The organism is Streptomyces sp. NPDC047917, from assembly GCF_043204345.1.
In the GTDB taxonomy this organism is placed as follows: domain Bacteria; phylum Actinomycetota; class Actinomycetes; order Streptomycetales; family Streptomycetaceae; genus Streptomyces; species Streptomyces sanglieri.
The window spans coordinates 392,368-411,515 of record NZ_JBIDCA010000001.1; the positions used below are offsets into that span (position 1 = coordinate 392,368).

Genomic DNA, 19,148 nt, shown 5'->3' on the forward strand with positions numbered 1-19,148 from the left:
CTCGGCCACCGCACGAGCCACGGCTCATCCCTCGTACGAGCCCGTCACCTCAGCCACCGCACGAGCCCGTCACCACGGTCACCGCACGAGCCACGACTCATCCCCCGCGCGAGCCACGACTCATCCCTCTCACGAGCCACGGCTCATCCCCCGCGCGAGCCCGGACCTGTTCCTCGTGCGAGCCCGTTCTTCGCCCTTCGCCCCCGGTACGAGCCTGGATCAGGCCGGGTCGCCCGTGGCGATGCGCAGCTCGAAGTGGGCTCCCTCTTTCGGCACCGCGGTACCGGTGGTCGGGAACTGGTCGATGACCTGGTCCTCCGCGTAGGTGTTCCCCGGTACCTTGATCGGCTTGATGGTCCAGCCCGCCGCGTCCGCGCACGCTCGCGCGGAGAGGATGTCCTTGTACAGGAAGTTCGGTGCGTCGACCTTGTTCGGGTCGTCGCTGTCCTCCATGGCGTCGGTGCACTTCTCGGTCTTCATCGTCCGGTTCCGCTCCGGATCCTTGTGCTCGCCGGCGGGGGACTGGCCGGCCGTGGGGTCGTCCTTCTCGTCCGAGCCCTTGAGGGAGAGGACCGTGATCAGTCCGCCTATCGCGATCAGGGCGACCACGATCGAGCCCACGACGACCGGCATGCTCCGCTTGGAGCCGCCCCCGCCCGAGCCGGCGTGCGTCTGCGGCTGGGTCTGCGGGGAGATCGTGTAGGGCGGCGGGGTCTGCTGGGCCGGGACCTGGCTCTGGTACTGCTGGGCCGACTGCGGGTAGCCGTACGACGGTGCCGGCGTGGGAGCCGGGGTCGCCGGGCCGTACGGGCCCGACTGGTACGGGCCGGGCTGGTAGGGCGTCTGGACGCTCTGGGGCATGCCGCCGGACTGGTCGACCGGCGGGAAGACCGCCGAGCCGACGCCCGAGCCGCTGTTCGCCGGGGCGCCGCCGCCCGCGACGATCACCGGAGCGCCCGTGGAGCCGCTCGCGGCCAGCACGCGGGCGATCTCGTCCTGCATCGCCGCCGCGCTCGGGAAGCGCTCGTTCGGGTTCTTCTTCAGCGCTCGGGCGACCAGCGCGTCCATCGCCGGGGTGATCGACCGGTTGATGGTGGAGGGCGCGACCGGCTCCTCCTGGACGTGTGCGTACGCGATGGCCAGCGGGGAGTCCGCGTCGAACGGGATCCGCCCGGTCAGCAGCTGGAAGAGCATGATGCCGACCGAGTACAGGTCGGAGCGGGCGTCCACGCCGCGGCCGAGGGCCTGCTCGGGGGAGAGGTACTGCGGGGTGCCGACGACCATGCCGGTCTGCGTCATCGACGTGACGCCCGACTGCATGGCGCGGGCGATGCCGAAGTCCATGACCTTCACGACGCCGCGCTTGGTCATCATCACGTTGCCGGGCTTGATGTCGCGGTGGACCAGGCCCATTTCGTGGCTGGTGTCCAGCGCGGCCAGCACGTCGGACGTCACCTTCAGCGCCCGGTCGGCCGGCATCGCGCCGTGGTTCTGGATGTCGGTCTGGAGCACGGAGCCGAGCGGCTGCCCCTCCACGTACTCCATGACGATGTACGGCATCAGCGCGCCGCCGAGCTCGTCCTCGCCGGTGTCGAAGACCGAGACGATGTTGGTGTGCTGCAGCTTGGCGACGGCCTGTGCCTCGCGCCGGAACCGCTCGCGGAAGGACTGCTCGCGCCCCAGCTCCGTGTGGAGTGTCTTGATTGCGACCTGGCGGTCCAGGGCGGTGTCGTACGCCAGGTATACGGACGCCATCCCGCCCTCACCGAGCAGGTCGCGAAGCTGGTAGCGTCCGCCGGCGACCGAACCGCCCGCATAGCGACCCTGAGCGCCGTGTGCGCCGTCCTGGCTCATGACTTGCTCCCCCTCGGCGCGCGACTCACGCGATCATCCATTACGCGCCAAGTCTGCCCGAGGGGTACGACACGTCAAGCCGGGTGCCCGTTCCGTGACCGTACGCACAAGAAGCGTCTCGGAAGCGTTACAGGACCCGCATGAAATTTGCGTGGACGGCACGCCGGGCGGTTGGATGACCGGTCCCTCTCGGAAACGGTGTGTCCGGAAGAGGCTGTAGCGTGATGTGGCAATGCAGCTAGGCACCGTGAGAACCCGCGGACGCGCGGACAGATACGACGGCGAGGACTGATGGCACCCGATTCCGAAGCAAACGGCGGCGGAGTTTCGGATGGCACCGACTCCTGGGGCATCGGCGGTGTTGTCGGTGACGGGCGCTACCGGATGACCCACCGCCTCGGCCGGGGCGGAATGGCGGAGGTCTTCGCGGCGGAGGACGTCAGGCTCGGGCGCACGGTCGCGGTGAAGCTCCTGCGTTCCGATCTTGCCGAGGACCCGGTCTCCAAGGCCCGGTTCACGCGCGAGGCGCAGTCGGTCGCCGGGCTCAACCACCACGCGATCGTCGCCGTGTACGACTCCGGCGAGGACGTCGTGGGCGGGGCGACCGTCCCCTACATCGTGATGGAGCTGGTCGAGGGCCGGACCATCCGCGACCTGCTGATCAGTGCCGAGGCGCCGCCGCCCGAGCAGGCCCTGATCATCGTCTCGGGTGTGCTGGAAGCGCTCGCGTACTCGCACCAGCACGGCATCGTGCACCGTGACATCAAGCCGGCCAACGTGATCATCACCAACTCCGGTGCGGTCAAGGTGATGGACTTTGGCATCGCCCGTGCGCTGCACGGCGCGCAGTCGACGATGACCCAGACCGGCATGGTCATGGGCACGCCGCAGTACCTCTCCCCGGAGCAGGCGCTCGGCAAGGCCGTCGACCACCGTTCCGACCTCTACGCCACCGGCTGCCTACTGTACGAACTCCTGGCCATGCGGCCCCCGTTCACGGGTGAGACGCCGCTCTCCGTCGTGTACCAGCACGTCCAGGACATTCCGGTCCCGCCGTCCGAGGTCCTGGGCGCGGTGCCGCCGGAGCTGGACGGGATGGTCATGCGCTCCCTCGCGAAGGACCCGGACGACCGGTTCCAGAGCGCCGAGGAGATGCGCGGCCTCGTCCAGTACAGCCTCCAGATGCTTCAGGTGCAGGGCGGCCACACGGGTACGTGGAACACCGGCCCGGTCGCGATGCACGAAGGCGGACACACCCCGGCCATGGGCATGGCCGGGGGCACGATGGCGATGGGCCACCCGCCGCACGGGGACACCTCGCAGGGCCCGATCCTGCCGCCGATGAACCCCGACGACGGCGGTTACGAGGGCGGGAGCAACGGCGGTGGCGGCCGCGGCAAGCTGTGGCTGTTCATCGTGCTCGCGCTGATCGCGATCGGCACGGGTGTCGCCATCGCGGTCAACGCCGCGAACGACACCGGCTCGAAGCCCGAGGAGAAGCCCGACAAGGTCTCCAGTTCGCCGTCCCCGGAGAAGAGCTCGTCCGGGCCGACCGACGAGGAGAGCCAGGAGACCGAGCTGCCGGGGAACTCCACCGGCAACCAGCAGGACACCCCGCCCTCGCGGACCTACTCCCCGTCGACCACCCCGACCCAGCCCTCCCCGCCGCCGTCGAACAAGCCGTCCACCCCGGCCACCGGAGGCACGGAGGACGGCGGCACGGGCACGGAGGACGGCGGTACCGGTACGGAGGACGGCGGTACGGGTAACGAGGACGGCGGCACCGGCACGGAGGACGGCGGCACGGGCACGGCAGACGGCGGCACCGGCACGGCCGACGGTGGTGCCACCACCGGTACGTCCGCGGCGGCCGGAGCGTCCGCGGCGGCCGGTACGGGCGCCACCCCGTGATCAACTCCGTGATCAACCCCGTGATCAACCCCGTGATCAACCCCGTGATCAACCCCGTGATCAACCCCGTGATCACCCGCTGACTCGGCCGTTCACGGGCGCGCTCAGTCCGTGAACGCCTCGCGCACCCTCTCGTACTCGCGCGTCCACCAGACCGCCAGGGCCGACACCGCAGGGAACTGCGGGTCGGCCCTTCGGTCGTCCAGGCAGTACCGCCAGCGCAGTATCCAGAAGTCGTTGAGCCGCTCCCACCACACCCGGTGCACCGCGGCGGCCAGTTCGGCCGCCCCGGCCCCGGCCGCCAGCCGGTAGGCCCGCGCGTACGCCCGTACCTTCTCCAGCTCCAGCTCCCCGGCCGGCAGTACGAAGAAGATCGCCGCGGCCCGTACCGCCTCCTCCGCCCTCGGCTGGACCCCCAGCCGGTCCCAGTCGAGGATCGCGACCGGGTCGGTGCCCCGGTACAGGACGTTCAGCGGGTGGAAGTCGCCGTGCACCCAGCCCGTGGCCGGGGCGCCGGGGGTGGGGGGTCTGCGGTCGGCGTGACGTTCCAGCAGGGTGCGCCGCTCCAGCAGGCGGTGCTCGGCCAGCTCGTCGAAGCAGTCCCGGGGGCGGCGCCGGCGGGTGGCCGTCAGCAGGTCGTCGATGAGCGCGAAGGTGTCGCCGGGATCGGCGCTCCGGTGACCGCAGGTGGGGTGCGCGGGTCCGGTGCACGGGCCCATGACCTGTTCCAGCCCGGTGTGCACCGTCCCGAGCAGCGTCCCGAGCCGCTCCGACTGGGCGGTGGTGAGCTGGGCGCCCGCCCGGTGCAGTCCCTCCACCCAGGGGTGCAGGGCGTAGCACCGGCCACCGATCTCCGTGACCGTGTCGCCCTCCGTGTCCTGCACGGGCGGGGCGACGGGCACGCCCAGCGACTGGAGCCGTTGGGTGGCGCGGTGCTGGCGGACGATCGTGGCGCGGTCGCCGGTGGAGTCGTCGAGGTGATGCTTGAGGAAGTACGAGCCGCGGGTGGTGGAGACGCGGTAGCCGTGGTTGAGCAGGCCCTTGGTGATGGGCTTGCAGCTCAGGGGTTCACCGGCGTCCGGGTAGTGGCGCAGCACCTCGTTCACGGGTGGCACCGGCGGCACGGGCGGCTGCCGTGGCACGGACGGGAAGCGGGCCCGGTCGACCGGGGACACGGGCGGCGGTGGTGCGGAGGGGAACAACGCCCGGTCCACCGGGGAGACGGGCGGAACGGGCACGGAGGGGAACAACGCCCGGTCCACCGGGGAGACGGGCGGAACGGGCACGGAAGGGAACCGGACCCCGCCGGCCGGCGAAGCGGACGGAAGGGTGACAAATGAGCGCAGCACTCACCAGATGTTAGATCACGCTGTGTGGCCGATCGTCTGACTTGCGTTGAAGTCCAGAGTGTGCACAGAGACGAAGTGAGGCTCGATCCTGAGGTACGCCGGGTCGAAGGGCTCCCCGTTCACCCGGGCGGGACCCTCGCCGAACAGTTCGCGCCGGTCGGCCGAGGGGTGCACGATCTCGGCGGTGCCGGTGAACTGCACGGCCCACAGGTCGTTGCCGGCCCCCTGGGCGGCGGTGTCGAAGTTGTCCGCGCCGTACGCCACGACCGTGCCGTCGCACGCGTTGTGATACCCGAAACCGCTGTGCATCCGCAGGACCACATGCCCGTCGATCACGACGTGCCGGGCCACCGACAGAAAGGGAAGGGCCCGCATGCTGGTCGCCAGCCGGCCGTACCGGACACGGCCGAGAAGTTCGATCGCCTGGAGTTCCTCGGAGGACATGACCTCCACTCTCCGCCACCGGGGAGGTCGCGGAAAGAGGCTGCGGCCCCGGTTGATCCGGGACCAAAGTCCCGAAGATCACCGGCTTCCCGGCGCTCCTCGGCCCCTCGGTGATGTGCTCCTCAGCGCTTCTCCGCCTGGAGCCTGGCCACGTACGCGGCGGCCTGCGAGCGCCGTTCCATGCCCAGCTTGGAGAGCAGGCTGGAGACGTAGTTCTTGATCGTCTTCTCGGCGAGGTGCAGCCGTTCGCCGATCACCCGGTTCGTCAGGCCCTCGCCGATCAGGTCGAGGATCTTGCGCTCCTGCTCGGTGAGGCCGGCGAGCTTGTCCTCGCCCCGGCCCTTCTTGCCGTCCCGCAGCCGCTCCAGCACCCGCGCGGTCGCCACCGGGTCCAGCAGCGACTTCCCGGCCGCCACGTCACGTACCGCGCTCAGCAGTTCGTTGCCCCGGATCGCCTTCAGCACGTATCCCGACGCACCCGCCATGATCGCGTCGAAGAGCGCCTCGTCGTCGGCGTACGAGGTGAGCATCAGGCACTTGATGTTCTCGTCCCTTGAGCGGACCTCGCGGCAGACCTCCACCCCGCTGCCGTCCGGCAGCCGTACGTCGAGCACCGCCACGTCGGGCCGGGTCGCGGGGATGCGGACCAGTGCGTCCGCCGCGGTGCCGGCCTCGCCGACGACCTCGATGTCGTCCTCGGAAGAGAGCAGTTCATGGACTCCGCGCCGGACGACTTCGTGGTCGTCCAACAGAAAAACGGTGATTTTTCCTTGTTCGCTCACAAAACGCAGTCTCACACACTCACCTCTTCCCTGCCGCCGAACGGCGGGATAACGTGCCGTTGTTCCGGCGGCCTGCGAGGCTGTTACCAGTGCTGTGACCAGCGAGAGTTCCCGACTTTTTCGATTTACTTGGAAATCCAAGCAAAATCGCAGGTCAGATAGGGTTTCGCAGTTCTGCGGCGTACTGGGTAACGTGCATTCGGCAGGGCGCTCGCCGGGGCACCTGTCACGCCTGTTCCCGGACCGAGCGGCACCCACCCCGTGCACGGGTACGGACACAGGCGAGCCGCACTGGCTTCCCGGCAGACCCCGGGGGCCGGACCGACGGAGGAGCACGCACGTGACCGTGGAGAGCACTGCCGCGCGCAAACCGCGACGCAGCAGCAAGCGGACCAGCGCCGTGAAAACGACCGCGAAGACGTCCGCGAAGACGCCACAGAGTTCCGAGCCCGAGCTCGTACAGCTGCTGACGCCCGAGGGCGAGCGGCTGGAGCATCCGGACTATTCGATCGACCTGACCGCGGAAGAGCTGCGCGGCCTGTACCGGGACATGGTCCTGACCCGCCGCTTCGACGCCGAGGCCACCGCCCTCCAGCGCCAGGGCGAGCTGGGCCTGTGGGCGTCGCTGCTCGGCCAGGAGGCCGCCCAGATCGGCTCCGGCCGGGCCCTGCGGGACGACGACTACGTCTTCCCGACCTACCGCGAGCACGGCGTCGCCTGGTGCCGGGGGGTCGACCCGACCAACCTGCTCGGAATGTTCCGCGGCGTGAACCACGGCGGCTGGGATCCGAACACCAACAACTTCCACCTGTACACGATCGTCATCGGCTCGCAGACCCTGCACGCCACCGGCTACGCCATGGGCGTCGCCAAGGACGGCGCGGACTCGGCCGTGATCGCGTACTTCGGCGACGGCGCCTCCAGCCAGGGGGACGTCGCCGAGTCCTTCACCTTCTCCGCGGTCTACAACGCCCCGGTCGTCTTCTTCTGCCAGAACAACCAGTGGGCGATCTCCGAGCCGACCGAGAAGCAGACCCGCGTCCCGCTCTACCAGCGTGCGCAGGGCTTCGGCTTCCCCGGTGTCCGGGTCGACGGCAACGACGTCCTCGCCTGCCTGGCCGTGACCAGGTCGGCGCTGGAGCGGGCCCGCCGGGGCGAGGGGCCCACGCTCGTCGAGGCGTTCACCTACCGGATGGGCGCGCACACCACCTCCGACGACCCGACGAAGTACCGGGCGGACGAGGAGCGGGCCTCCTGGGAGGCCAAGGACCCGATCCTGCGGCTGCGCAGGTACCTGGAGAAGGAGGGCGCCGCCGACGAGGCGTTCTTCACCGCGCTGGACGAGGAGAGCGAGACCCTCGGCAAGCGGGTCCGCGAGGCGGTACGGGCGATGCCCGACCCCGACCCGATCGCGATCTTCGACAACGTCTACGCGGACGGGAACCCCCTCGTCGACGAGGAGCGCGCCCAGTTCGCCGCCTACCAGGCATCGTTCGCAGACACCGCCGAGGAGGGCAAGTAGCCATGGCCATGGAAAAGATGTCCATTGCGAAGGCTCTCAACGAGTCGCTCCGCAAGGCGCTCGACACCGACCCCAAGGTCCTCATCATGGGTGAGGACGTCGGCAAGCTGGGCGGTGTCTTCCGGATCACCGACGGGCTCCAGAAGGACTTCGGCGAGGACCGGGTGATCGACACCCCGCTCGCCGAGTCCGGCATCGTCGGCACCGCGATCGGCCTGGCCCTGCGCGGCTACCGGCCCGTCGTGGAGATCCAGTTCGACGGCTTCGTCTTCCCCGCGTACGACCAGATCGTCACCCAGCTCGCCAAGATGCACGCCCGCGCGCTCGGCAAGATCAAGCTGCCGGTCGTCATCCGCATCCCGTACGGCGGCGGCATCGGCGCGGTCGAGCACCACAGCGAGTCGCCCGAGGCGCTGTTCGCGCACGTCGCGGGGTTGAAGGTGGTCTCGCCGTCGAACGCGAGCGACGCGTACTGGATGATGCAGCAGGCCGTCCAGAGCGACGACCCGATCATCTTCTTCGAGCCGAAGCGCCGCTACTGGGACAAGGGCGAGGTCGAGACCGACTCCATTCCCGGCCCGCTGCACAAGGCCTCGGTGGCCCGTACCGGCACCGACCTCACGCTCGTTGCGTACGGCCCGATGGTGAAGGTCTGCCTGGAGGCGGCCGCGGCCGCGCAGGAGGAGGGCAAGTCGATCGAGGTCCTGGACCTGCGCTCGATGTCCCCGATCGACTTCGACGCCATCCAGAGCTCGGTCGAGAAGACCGGCCGGCTCGTCGTGGTCCACGAGGCGCCGGTGTTCTACGGCTCCGGGGCCGAGATCGCCGCCCGGATCACCGAGCGCTGCTTCTACCACCTGGAGGCACCGGTGCTTCGGGTCGGCGGCTACCACGCCCCGTACCCGCCGGCGCGGGTGGAGGACGAGTACCTGCCGGGTCTCGACCGTGTGCTCGACGCCGTCGACCGCTCGCTGGCGTACTGAGGACTGGGACGTGACAACGATGACCGACACTTCCAACGCTGCTCGCTTCCGTGAGTTCAAGATGCCCGACGTGGGCGAGGGACTGACCGAGGCCGAGATCCTCAAGTGGTACGTCCAGCCCGGCGACACCGTCACCGACGGCCAGGTCGTGTGCGAGGTCGAGACGGCGAAGGCGGCCGTGGAGCTGCCGATCCCGTTCGACGGCGTGGTGCACGAGCTGCGCTTCCCCGAGGGCACGACGGTCGACGTCGGCCAGGTGATCATCGCGGTGGATGTGGCCCCGGGCTCTGCTCCGGAGCCGGCCCCCGCTCCGGCCCCGGCGGCTCGGCCCGAACCGGAGCCCGAGGCTCCGAAGGGCCGCCAGCCGGTCCTGGTCGGGTACGGCGTGGCCGAGAGTTCGACCAAGCGGCGGGCCCGCAAGGGCGCGGCCACTTCCGTACCGGCTGCCGCTGCGGCGATCCAGGGCGAGATGAACGGCCACGGCGCCGTGGTCCCGGAGAGCCGGCCGCTGGCCAAGCCGCCGGTCCGCAAGCTGGCCAAGGACCTGGGCATCGACCTGGCGACGGTCGTCCCGACCGGCGAGGGCGGGATCATCACCCGCGAGGACGTGCACGCGGCGGCCACGCCCGTACCGGCGCAGGCCCCGGCGCCGACCGCCGCTCCGGCGGCGGCCGGGACCGCTCCCGAGGCCTCGGTTCCGGCCGTCGTCACCACGGTGGGCGCCCGCGAGACCCGCATCCCGGTCAAGGGCGTACGCAAGGCCATCGCCCAGGCCATGGTCGGCAGCGCGTTCACGGCTCCGCACGTCACCGAGTTCGTCACCGTCGACGTGACGCGCACGATGAAGCTGGTCGCGGAGCTCAAGGAGGACAAGGACATGGCGGGGGTGCGGGTCAACCCGCTCCTGATCATCGCCAAGGCCCTCCTCGTCGCGATCAAGCGGAACCCGGAGGTCAACGCCGCCTGGGACGAGGCGAACCAGGAGATCGTGCAGAAGCACTACGTCAACCTGGGCATCGCCGCCGCGACCCCACGCGGACTGATCGTGCCGAACATCAAGGACGCGCACGAGCAGACGCTCCCGCAACTGGCCGCGTCCCTGGGCGAGCTGGTCTCCACGGCCCGCGAGGGCAAGACCTCCCCCGCCGCGATGGCGGGCGGCACGGTGACCATCACCAACGTCGGTGTCTTCGGCGTCGACACGGGCACCCCGATCCTGAACCCGGGCGAGTCCGCGATCCTGGCGGTCGGTGCGATCAAGCTCCAGCCGTGGGTCCACAAGGGCAAGGTGAAGCCCCGTCAGGTCACCACGCTGGCCCTGTCGTTCGACCACCGCCTGGTCGACGGCGAGCTCGGCTCCAAGGTCCTGGCGGACGTCGCCGCGATCCTGGAACAGCCGAAGCGCCTGATCACCTGGGCCTGACGGTCCTCCGGTCACACCTCACCGACGGGCCCGCGCACATTGATGCGCGGGCCCGTCCGTGTGCGGGGGCGATGACGAGGGAGGTGCCTGGACGGGCGCAGGACCAGGACAACGCCCGTGCAACGACTGCGCTTCCGAAAGCGCGACAGTTGGGAGCGGACGACATCGCCAAGACCACCCGGGCAATCCTGGACGCACCCGAACGCACCCGAACGCGCCCTCCCGATCCGGGGCATCGCCGACAGCCCGATTCTGCCCGGAATTTGAAGCCGCCCTGGCGGGCGTCGACGACCTGCCGGTCTACTCGGACACCCGTTGTTCCCCGGTGATGTCACTTTCGGCGGTGATCCATTGCAGACGGTCCCAGATTTGCCTGTGGGTCTTCGAGACAACGATCCTGCGTTCCTTGAACATGTCCGCCCAGCGCTTCCCGAAAGGCCATGACTTCTTATCCTTGAAGTGGCTTTCTATGTGGTTCCGGATGTAATTGGGGCCCGTCTTTTCCGCAGCGTTTTTCTTTAGGCTGTCTGTCGTCAGGTTTTTCAGATCCGAAGCTTCGGGCAGCCCCTCCAGCAGGCGGCGCAGGAAGGCGGAGTCCGCCGGTGTGACGATGAAGTTATTATTCAGCTTGCCGGCGCCGTATTGGTTGTCCACGACGCTTTTCAGTGCCTCCGCGTCTTCGGCGACCAGCGGGGCAGCCCCCTCGTCCATCCGCTTTCTATTGATTTCTTTTTCCAGCACATTTTCGTACTGCTTCGAGTCTTGCAGCTCTGGTGCGAGGAAGGGAACTCCTTCCTTGTCCCCTGTCAGTTCGCGGGGCAGCTCGACTTTGGCGGGGTGAATGTCCACGTCCACGTAGACTCCGCCCTCGCGGTACAGGATTCCGTAGCGTGCCACGTCTGAAGCCAGCGTGAAGACCTTCTTCCCTAATGCTGTCTGCATCACCTCCTTGGCCTTTGAATGGTCCTTGTCGAAAATCTCTGCATCCACGGTTTCGATGTCCACCGATCCCTTGTCGAGCAGTTTTCCGTAGAACTCCTGGTTGGCATCTCTTGCCGATGCGTTGCTCCACACCTTCAGCCGCCATCCGCTGGCCGCCGCCTTGCCCTGCCATGCTTCGAGGTTGGTGCGCGCCGTACCGCTGAGGCCGCCGCCACTTTTGCCGCTCTTTTTGCTCTCCAGGTAGGCGTCCATTTCGGGACCCAGCCAGATGGCATGCACAAATTTCGCCACGGCGTCTTTACCCTCGTCGCCCAGAACCGACTGATTGGACTCACGCAGGTTGATGTGGGCGAGGCGGCCTTCATCCCGCGTGGCGGGGTGGGGGTCATCGCGGCTCGCGGCTCGACTGTCGAAGGAGAAGTGATCGGGGGCAACCGTGGGCGCCAGCGTGTTTTTACGCTCCTTGAGCGAATCGCGAAACTTCGTCTCGACCGCGGAGGCGCGTTCCTTTCCAGTTTCTTCTGCCTGGCTTCCGCGGCCGGGGAGGCGTGAGCCGTTTCCGTATCCGACCACATTGATATCAGGAACCGGACGCCCTTCCGCCGCGGCCTTCAGGCCCTCCCTGACTGCGGCATCGACAGCATTTTCGATCGCCTTCCTGGCGTCGGACGACAGTCCCTTCGACTTTTTGGCGAACGGAATCTGCCAGCTGCTCTCCTCCAGATTCTCCCCGCTCGGCAGGGCATCCGGGGTCTCGCGGGCGGAGCGCTGCGCAACGGGCTGCTCGATACCGGCGGACTTCGTCCGCAGAGGCTCAGGCTCTGTGTCACCCTGGACTTCGGAATGCCCGGCCCGGCGAAGCATCTGTACAACAGCAGCATTGCCTATTTCGCTTTGCAGTGCGAGAAGGGAATCCGGGGCTTCATCCGCATGTCTCAGGGAGTTCGCGTGGATACGGCTTCCTTCGCCGATGTTTTCGCTGACATTATCCCGGTTGATTCGCTTTAAATAATTCTGGTGACGCACGCGTTCTCCCTCATGTCGCCTACAGTCCTGACCATGGTTGCAAGCAGGAGACGCCGGGCGCCAGCCTCGGTTTTGGACGGTTCTCGCCCGCAGGGCCGATGCTTTCTCGTCCACTGAGACGAGCAGTCCACCCGGTCGGAACCGGTAGACGCGGCGCCAGGTTCCGCAAAGCGGCCATCGCTCGCGGTGCGCTGCCGGTGCGGGTGCCGGGTGACTTCGTTGTGGGGCAGGCAGGCAGGCCGACCCGATGAACTCGCTGTCGGCCTGTGCCTTTTGGAAGTACGCGACGAAGGCGGATGTCGCCGTCATCCTGAAACAGCCGAAGTGCCTGATCACCTGGGCGTAGCTGTACGAGATGGGCCCGTGCGAAGTCTTTCGCGCGGGCCCATCGGCATGTCCGGCCCCTGCCGCAGGGCGAGTTCGGCGAACACGGTCTTGCCGACAGTGCGCGGCTCGGTGCCCCAGCGATCCGCGATCCGCGCGACGATCAGGAGTCCCCGCCCGTAGCACTCGTCGTCCGCGGCCTCGCGCAGACCGGGCAGCCGTTCACCGCGCGGGTCACTGACCGCGATACGCAGCGTGGCCGTGCCGAGCGTGAGGTGGACGCGGAAGAGCCGCCCCCGGACGGCGCCGTGCAGTAACGCGTTGGTCGCCAACTCGCTGACCAGCAACGCCGCGTCGCCGGCCAGCCCCGGATACCCCCACTCCCGTACGAGCCGCGCGGTACGGCGCCGGGAGAAGGTGACGCTCTCAGCGGTCGGGGTGAAGTCGAGCCGGTCCTCGCGGAGGATGGGTTCGGGGACGGGGGGCTTCTCCTGGGGTGAGGTCATGGTCGCGTACCTCTCGATGAGGGGGCGGTGGCGATGCCGAGCCTGCGGGGCGCCGATTTCGGCGCGGGGCAGGGCGGTGCACTTCCGCCGTGGCGGTACCGCGTTGTGAGCGGCTCGGTACCGAAAGTAGCGACTTGGAGTGCCGCACACAATCTCTCGGGGATAAATATCCCCATCGGAGTGATTGTGAGGTTCCCGCCGCCGGTTGGAGACTGTCACCGACCACAGGAGGTGTTGGGCTGTGCCGAAGTCGCCAGCAGACAGGGGAAACCGTGTATCCACGGTCCTTGCAAGGCAGTTGGGCGGTCGGCTTCTGAGCTTCAGGGAAGCTGCCGGGCTGAACCAGACGCAGGCCGCGGTGGCCCTCAGTTCTCAGGCCGCCAAGGTCGCCAAGATGGAGCATGGCTGGGTTCCGTTCCGGGACCCGGATGTCGTGGCGCTATGCGCGGCGTACGGAGTTGACAGCCCGGACACGGTGGACGATCTGCTTCGGCTGGCAAAACTGGACCGGGAACGGCGGAGGGCGAAGGGCTGGTGGGCCACCTCGCTGACGCAAGGGAGCCTGCGCGAGTACATCGCCATGGAGGACGTGGCACTCAGGCTGCGCACTTGGCAGCTTGCTCTGATCCCAGGCTTGTTCCAGACGCCCGAGTACATGAGGGCCCTCTCGGTCGCAGCCGTCTCGCCCGACCGGATCGACGAAGTCGAGCGCCTGGTCGACGTGAGAGTGCGCCGTCAGCGGCGCCTGCATGGTGGCAACCCGCTGCGGGTGCATGCGGTGATCTGGGAGGCGGCGCTGCGGCAGATGATCGGCGGCCCGCAGGTCATGAGGCAACAACTTGAGCACCTGTGCTCGCTGGCCGAGATGCCCAATATCGACGTACAGGTGCTCCCGTTCAGGGCAGGGGTGCACTTGTGCGGTGGTGGGCCCTTCAACATCCTGTCGTTCGTCGAGTCCGGTGCTCTGGATGTGGTGCACATGGACGGACTGCGCTCCACCAACTGGGTTGAGGGGGCCGAAGAGAGCGCTGCCTACACTGAGTTGTTCGCGCGCACCTGCGCCACGAGCCTGTCACCGTACGACTCGTTGCGGGTCGTGGAGAGCATTGCCAAGGGGATGAACGAGTGACCGAGTTCCGCTACAGGAAGTCCAGTTACAGCGAGCCGAACGGCGAGTGCGTCGAAGTCGCCCGCAACATCCCCCACGCCGTCGCGGTCCGCGACTCCAAGCACCCCGGCGGCCCCGTCGTCGTCCTCGCTCCCGCCGCGTGGGACACCTTCCGGGCTGAGCTGCGTCGACAGCCGTAGTGCGGCGGAGTTCGCCACCGACCGAGTTGCGCACTATGGCTCCCGGCATCCTTGGAGGAATGGGCGAGTGAGTGGATTTCGCTTCAGGAAGTCCAGCTACAGCAGCGGCGACGGCGAGTGCGTCGAAGTCGCCCGCAACATCCCCCACGCCGTCGCCGTCCGAGACTCCAAGCACCCTGACGGCCCCGTCGTCGTCCTCGCTCCCGCCGCGTGGGACGCCTTCGCGACGGGCCTGCGCCGGCAACCGTAGGCGCGGCGGTGGAACGGCGAGGGCGAGGAGGTTGCCTGCGATATCCTCCGCGCCGCCGCCGTCCATGACTTCGGGATGTCTATTCGGCCCACACCGCCGTGTTCTGGCAGGCGTGCAGCAGCCACCTTCCGTCATCCTGCTTCGTCATGACGTAGAGCGGAGCGCCTTCCGTTTCGCCCTCCGGCGACCGGTAGACCTGCCGGACCTTGACGGCCGCCACGTCGGGCCGCAGGAATTGCGTGTGCACTGCCTCGTAGGTGACCTCGCCCTCCCAACTGGCCGCGGGCAGCACGGTACGGGTGAATTCGGCGATCGCGTCGAAGCCGATCAGGACCTTGCCGTGGCCGGTCGTCCAGAGGGCGTCGGGGTGGAAGAGCGCGAGGAAGCCCTCGACGTCCTTGGCGCGCTGAGCGCGCTCGACGGTGGCGACGACCCGTTCGATGGCTTCGATGTCTGCGGGTTCGGTGTTCATGCAGATCACTCTGTGATCTCAAGCGGACTTGAGGTCAAGGGCCGGCCAAGGCCTGTCCCGTAATGATCTCCGACGCATCCGGACAGTGGTCGCTACCGGCGGGACCAGACGCCCGGTCAGGCCTTGCGGACTCGGGAGTGCAGATGCATGTCGTGCCAGCCGTCGGCGTGGAGCAGCGCCTGGCGTCGTACGCCTTCCAGGGCGAAGCCGGTCTTCTCCGCGATGCGGCAGGAAGCGACGTTCACCGTTGAGTGGCCGAGTTCGAGCCGGTTGAAGCCGGCTTCCTCCAGTGCCCAGTTCGCCACTTGGGCGACTGCCCGGGAGCAGACGCCCTTGCCACGGGCCTCCGGGGTCGTCCAGTAGGAGATCTCTGCCTGGCCTCCGGCCATGATGATGGACTGGAGGGAGACCCGCCCGAGAAGCGTGTGGTCGTCGGCATCGACCACGGCCCAGTGGCAGGCAGTCTCCGTCTCCCAGCCACGTCGCCACTGTTTGATCCACTCCTGGGCTTCGCCCTCGGAGTCCGCCTTGCGCAGGTGCCAGCGTTGGATCGCCCGGTCCTGGAAGGCTCGGGCGACGGCGGCTGCGTCGGAGGGCCGCCACGGCCGCAGCAGCAAGTCGTCGTCGATCGGCAGCGTCGGCTGGGCAGCGGCTCTGAGGACGCCGGGGGACATGACTGGAGTGACCAGTGAAGGCATGGTCGACATCATGGCAAGCCCGGCCCTGTGCCCGCGGGTAATCGTCCAGACGCGCGGGTCAGCAGTGTCGGGGGACGCTCCGCCGGTAGGTCCACATCTCGGCCGGAACGTGCGGGCTCAGCCCGCCGTCGCTGTCCGAACCCCAAAGGCGACCAGCACGGCTCCCGCCAGACGACTCGTCCCACGCCGGAACCGAGGTGTGTCGATTGCCGTGCGCGCGACGGCGACCACCGAAGCCCAGAAGAGCAGCCACACCAGCACGACCACTATGTGCGCGACCGCGAGCGTGGCGATCTGTGGCGCGATCGAGCGGCTGGAGGTCAGGAACTGCGGGACCAGGGTGAGATAGACCGACGCTGCCTTCGGATTGAGGGCGTTGGACCACATCCCCTGGCCGAAGCACCCGAGTTGAGCCCACGGCAGGCGCCATCGCCTGCGGGCCTTCGGCTCGACGCCTCGACGCGCTGAACGCCACGTGGCCACGCCCAGCCAGATGAGATAGATGCCGCCCACGAGCTTCACCACGGTGAGCGCGCGAGCCGACGACATGACCAGGGCGGACAGGCCCACCGCGGCGAAGGCCGCGTGGACCAGGAGCCCGCATGCCGAGCCCAGGGCGGCGCGTACGCCGTCGGACCGCGAGCCCGCGATCACGTGCTGCGTGACCAGCGTGAAACTCGTACCGGGAATCAATGTCAGGGGTGTGACCGCAGCCACGAAGCCGAGTACCGGATGCCACTGCACGCAACGAGCCTATGCAACAGGCGGGCGCCGAACCGGCAGTTGCCCCGACCGTTTCGAGGCAAGCCCGACCGGGACAACCCGCAGCTGCACCGACTTGGAGATCGTTCACGGGGCGGCCCTCAGCGCTGCGGCTCCTCCGGCCTCCCCGGCACCAGCAGGGCGAGGGTGCTGCGCGCTTCGCGCCGCAGGGTGCGGCGGCGGGCGAAGGTCGCGGTGAGGGCGAGGACGGAGACCGTGCCTCCGTAGAACACGGCGGCGATCGTGGAGAGGAGCCCGACGGACACCGGGCACGCACCTTTCTTCCCCCGCTCGGCCCGCCCGGATCGGAGTCCGGGGCGGGCGTTGATGCGTTTCCTCCCCATCGTACGAATGCCGTCAACTCCCTGTGCGGGCGGCAGGGGCGGCGGTGTCCGATTGCCGGCCAACGTGTCGATATCCAGCGGTGGTTATTGGGCTGAGGCCCGCTGTCGGCCGCTGTTAGGGTGGCCGAATGGCATCGGTGAGGAAGATCCAGATCACTTTCGACTGTGCGGACCCCGAGCGCGTCGCTCGTTTCTGGTGCGAGGTGCTGGGGTACGTCGCGCCTCCGCCGCCGGAGGGGTTCGACTCCTGGGACGCCTACAACGAATCGCTGCCGGCCGAGGAGCGGGGGGCGTGGTTCGCGTGCTCCGACCCCACGGGTGAGGGCCCGCGCATGTACTTCCAGCGTGTCCCCGAAGGCAAGGTCGCCAAGAACAGGGTGCACGTCGACGTGCGGGCCGGCACCGGGCTCGTGGGTGCGGAGCGGCTGGCCGTGCTTGAGGCCGAACGTGATCGGCTGGTGGCGCTCGGCGCCGTGTGCACGAACGTGCTGTACGCCGACGAGGACAACGAGTCGTGCATCAACATGCAGGACATCGAGGGCAACGAGTTCTGTCTCGACTGAGCATCCGCCGGACGGCGGGCCTGTCAGTGGCCTCTGCCATGCTGCGCCCGTGGCATTTCCTGGCTCTCGTACGAAGACGACCCATGTGTGGCTGCTGCCCGAGGACGAGCGGGACGTCGGGCAGTGCATCGGTGAGGCCCTGCCCCGGTCCGGCTGGCTGTGCAGTCAGCCGGGACCGAAGGGTCTTCACGAGGTGCACCTGCATCCCTCGCTCGTCGAGGCCCTGGACTGCGGTGGCCGCCAGGCGTTCCTGCTGCTGCCGGAGGGGGCCGGGGCGCCCGAGGACGTCCTGGTGGCCGAGGGAGCTGTCTCCCGTTCCGGTCTTTCGCGCTCCGCCGTGCTGCAGTTCCTGTGCTCGCGCCGGTTCCGGGACGGTGCGGGCGAAGTCCTCGAAGCAGGCCGCCTCGCGGTGCGCTGGGACGAACCGGAGGTCGGGCCGGAGCGGCATCGGCTGCTGACCGAGCAGACGCGGCTGGCCTGGCGGGCCCTCCGGTCGGCGACCCGTCCGGCCCATGTCGAGACCGCGCACGGTGGGCGGGTTTCCGGCATGAGGATCGGCCCCGCGGCGTACGACCTCGTGACCGGCACCGGGATGCCGCTGACCCGGGGCGGCTCCCCACGGCTGCGGCCGGCCGGAGCAGCGACGCGGTAGCCGAGAGGGGCCCCGCTCGGCGCGGGACCCCTCCGTGTGTGTGCCGGGACCGGGACTACTTCTTGAAGGAGTAGTCCATGATCTTCTTCATGTCCGCGCTGCGGTTGGCCGCCGACGTGGAGGCGAGCACCGTACCGATGACCGTCTTGCTGCCGCGGGTCGCGGCGAAGACCAGGCAGTACTTGGCCGACGGGCCGGAGCCGGTCTTGATGCCGATGGCGCCGCTGTAGCTGCTGAGCATGGTGTTGGTGTTGGACCACGACATGTAGCGGTAGCCGCCGGACTTCGTGGTGACCTTCTGCTTGGTCGACTTGGTCTTGACGACCGAGCGGAAGGTGGAGCTCTTCATCGCGCTGCTGGCGAGCTTCGTCAGGTCGCGCGGCGTCGAGTAGTTGGAGCCGTTCCCTATGCCGTCGAACGAGTCGAAGTGGGTGTTCTTCAGCCCGAGGGACTTGGCCTGGGCGTTCATCTTGCCGATGAACGACTTCACGCGGGCCGCGCGGGTGGAGCCGGAGCCGAACTTGTCGGCCAGGGCGTAGGCGGCGTCGCAGCCGGACGGCAGCATCAGGCCGTACAGCAGCTGGCGGACCGTGACCTTGTCGCCCACGATGAGGCGGGCCGACGAGGCGCCCTTGGAGACGATGTAGTCGCTGTACGCCTTCTGGATCGTGACCTTGGAATCCAGGTTCAGGTTCTTCTGCGACAGCACCACCTTCGCCGTCATGATCTTGGTGGTGGATCCGGTGGAACGACGGGTGTCCGCGGTCTTGGCGAACAGGGCCTTCGAGGTGCCGTTGTTCATCACGAAACCGCCCGCGGCGGTGATCTTGGGGTTGGGCAGCGTGGCGGCCTGCGCGGTGGAGGCGAACGCGCTGCCCGTGATGACGGCACCTGCCGTCAGGGCCACGGTGGCAGTGGCGGTGGCGCGGCTTATGCCCTTAATGCCGATTTTCAACTTGAATGCTCCAAATGCCCCTGGAATGCGGCCACATGAAGGTGCCGCTCGGTGATGAGACTCACGGGAGCAGGGGAT

The 19,148-nt window shown here is 68.4% G+C and carries 20 protein-coding genes; 9 read left to right on the plus strand and 11 right to left on the minus strand.

What is annotated here, in order from left to right:
* Positions 1-219: 219 nt before the first annotated feature.
* On the minus strand, positions 220-1,854 hold the full coding sequence (locus tag ACGF8B_RS01705; protein ID WP_392733776.1) for a protein kinase: 1,635 nt from the start codon (positions 1,852-1,854) through the stop codon (positions 220-222).
* 291 nt (positions 1,855-2,145) lie between these two features.
* On the opposite strand from ACGF8B_RS01705, the gene ACGF8B_RS01710 reads away from it, so the two are divergent.
* The gene (locus tag ACGF8B_RS01710; protein ID WP_392733778.1) at positions 2,146-3,765 is read left to right on the plus strand and encodes a protein kinase; all 1,620 of its coding nucleotides are present in this window, start codon (positions 2,146-2,148) and stop codon (positions 3,763-3,765) included.
* Positions 3,766-3,869: 104 nt separating this feature from the next.
* On the opposite strand, the gene ACGF8B_RS01715 is transcribed toward ACGF8B_RS01710, so the two are convergent.
* The 3 genes from ACGF8B_RS01715 to ACGF8B_RS01725 all read right to left on the minus strand — a co-directional run bounded on the left by ACGF8B_RS01715 (position 3,870) and on the right by ACGF8B_RS01725 (position 6,340).
* Positions 3,870-4,862 carry a phosphotransferase gene (locus ACGF8B_RS01715; RefSeq protein WP_392734447.1) on the minus strand — a complete coding sequence of 331 codons (993 nt, stop codon included), beginning with the start codon at positions 4,860-4,862 and terminating at the stop codon, positions 3,870-3,872.
* Positions 4,863-5,129: 267 nt separating this feature from the next.
* Positions 5,130-5,558, minus strand: coding sequence for a pyridoxamine 5'-phosphate oxidase family protein (locus ACGF8B_RS01720; RefSeq protein WP_392733780.1), 429 nt, complete (start codon positions 5,556-5,558; stop codon positions 5,130-5,132).
* A 122-nt stretch (positions 5,559-5,680) separates the two neighbouring features.
* The gene (locus tag ACGF8B_RS01725; RefSeq protein ID WP_392733782.1) at positions 5,681-6,340 is read right to left on the minus strand and encodes a response regulator; all 660 of its coding nucleotides are present in this window, start codon (positions 6,338-6,340) and stop codon (positions 5,681-5,683) included.
* Positions 6,341-6,680: 340 nt separating this feature from the next.
* Between ACGF8B_RS01725 and pdhA the strand changes: the two genes are divergently transcribed.
* The 3 genes from pdhA to ACGF8B_RS01740 are packed head-to-tail and all read left to right on the plus strand — an operon-like array spanning position 6,681 to position 10,268.
* Positions 6,681-7,862 carry a pyruvate dehydrogenase (acetyl-transferring) E1 component subunit alpha gene (gene pdhA, locus ACGF8B_RS01730; RefSeq protein ID WP_392733784.1) on the plus strand — a complete coding sequence of 394 codons (1,182 nt, stop codon included), beginning with the start codon at positions 6,681-6,683 and terminating at the stop codon, positions 7,860-7,862.
* A gap of 2 nt (positions 7,863-7,864) precedes the next feature.
* Positions 7,865-8,845: an alpha-ketoacid dehydrogenase subunit beta gene (locus ACGF8B_RS01735; RefSeq protein WP_384749302.1), complete on the plus strand. Its 981-nt coding sequence runs from the start codon at positions 7,865-7,867 to the stop codon at positions 8,843-8,845.
* Between the two features lie 10 nt (positions 8,846-8,855).
* On the plus strand, positions 8,856-10,268 hold the full coding sequence (locus ACGF8B_RS01740; protein ID WP_392733787.1) for a dihydrolipoamide acetyltransferase family protein: 1,413 nt from the start codon (positions 8,856-8,858) through the stop codon (positions 10,266-10,268).
* A 300-nt stretch (positions 10,269-10,568) separates the two neighbouring features.
* Here the strand turns inward: ACGF8B_RS01740 and ACGF8B_RS01745 are convergent, their stop codons facing one another.
* Positions 10,569-12,236, minus strand: a complete 1,668-nt coding sequence (locus tag ACGF8B_RS01745) for a glycosyltransferase (RefSeq protein WP_392733789.1) — start codon at positions 12,234-12,236, stop codon at positions 10,569-10,571.
* Between the two features lie 332 nt (positions 12,237-12,568).
* The gene (locus ACGF8B_RS01750; protein ID WP_392733791.1) at positions 12,569-13,066 is read right to left on the minus strand and encodes an ATP-binding protein; all 498 of its coding nucleotides are present in this window, start codon (positions 13,064-13,066) and stop codon (positions 12,569-12,571) included.
* Between the two features lie 241 nt (positions 13,067-13,307).
* Here ACGF8B_RS01750 and ACGF8B_RS01755 point away from each other — a divergent pair, with 241 nt between their 5' ends.
* The 3 genes from ACGF8B_RS01755 to ACGF8B_RS01765 all read left to right on the plus strand — a co-directional run bounded on the left by ACGF8B_RS01755 (position 13,308) and on the right by ACGF8B_RS01765 (position 14,624).
* Complete coding sequence (locus ACGF8B_RS01755; RefSeq protein ID WP_392733793.1) at positions 13,308-14,195, plus strand: helix-turn-helix domain-containing protein; 888 nt, start codon at positions 13,308-13,310, stop codon at positions 14,193-14,195.
* Complete coding sequence (locus ACGF8B_RS01760) at positions 14,192-14,374, plus strand: DUF397 domain-containing protein (RefSeq protein WP_392733795.1); 183 nt, start codon at positions 14,192-14,194, stop codon at positions 14,372-14,374. Before ACGF8B_RS01755 ends, ACGF8B_RS01760 begins: the two co-directional genes overlap by 4 nt.
* Before the next feature lie 67 nt (positions 14,375-14,441).
* Positions 14,442-14,624 (plus strand): DUF397 domain-containing protein, encoded by a 183-nt coding sequence (locus ACGF8B_RS01765; RefSeq protein ID WP_392733797.1) that lies wholly within the window; start codon positions 14,442-14,444, stop codon positions 14,622-14,624.
* A 79-nt stretch (positions 14,625-14,703) separates the two neighbouring features.
* Here the strand turns inward: ACGF8B_RS01765 and ACGF8B_RS01770 are convergent, their stop codons facing one another.
* The 4 genes from ACGF8B_RS01770 to ACGF8B_RS01785 form a co-directional block, all read right to left on the minus strand.
* On the minus strand, positions 14,704-15,096 hold the full coding sequence (locus tag ACGF8B_RS01770; protein WP_392733799.1) for an SgcJ/EcaC family oxidoreductase: 393 nt from the start codon (positions 15,094-15,096) through the stop codon (positions 14,704-14,706).
* Positions 15,097-15,212: 116 nt separating this feature from the next.
* A complete protein-coding gene (locus ACGF8B_RS01775) occupies positions 15,213-15,794 on the minus strand; it encodes a GNAT family N-acetyltransferase (RefSeq protein WP_392733801.1) in 582 nt (193 codons plus the stop codon).
* Positions 15,795-15,911: 117 nt separating this feature from the next.
* Positions 15,912-16,538, minus strand: coding sequence for a LysE family translocator (locus tag ACGF8B_RS01780; protein WP_392733803.1), 627 nt, complete (start codon positions 16,536-16,538; stop codon positions 15,912-15,914).
* 119 nt (positions 16,539-16,657) lie between these two features.
* Positions 16,658-16,822 (minus strand): hypothetical protein, encoded by a 165-nt coding sequence (locus tag ACGF8B_RS01785; protein WP_392733805.1) that lies wholly within the window; start codon positions 16,820-16,822, stop codon positions 16,658-16,660.
* A gap of 206 nt (positions 16,823-17,028) precedes the next feature.
* Between ACGF8B_RS01785 and ACGF8B_RS01790 the strand changes: the two genes are divergently transcribed.
* Both ACGF8B_RS01790 and ACGF8B_RS01795 read left to right on the plus strand, forming a co-directional pair.
* Complete coding sequence (locus tag ACGF8B_RS01790; protein WP_342281939.1) at positions 17,029-17,463, plus strand: VOC family protein; 435 nt, start codon at positions 17,029-17,031, stop codon at positions 17,461-17,463.
* Between the two features lie 49 nt (positions 17,464-17,512).
* Complete coding sequence (locus tag ACGF8B_RS01795) at positions 17,513-18,115, plus strand: hypothetical protein (RefSeq protein ID WP_392733807.1); 603 nt, start codon at positions 17,513-17,515, stop codon at positions 18,113-18,115.
* Between the two features lie 55 nt (positions 18,116-18,170).
* On the opposite strand, the gene ACGF8B_RS01800 is transcribed toward ACGF8B_RS01795, so the two are convergent.
* Positions 18,171-19,070, minus strand: a complete 900-nt coding sequence (locus ACGF8B_RS01800; protein WP_392733809.1) for a D-alanyl-D-alanine carboxypeptidase family protein — start codon at positions 19,068-19,070, stop codon at positions 18,171-18,173.
* Positions 19,071-19,148: the final 78 nt, after the last annotated feature.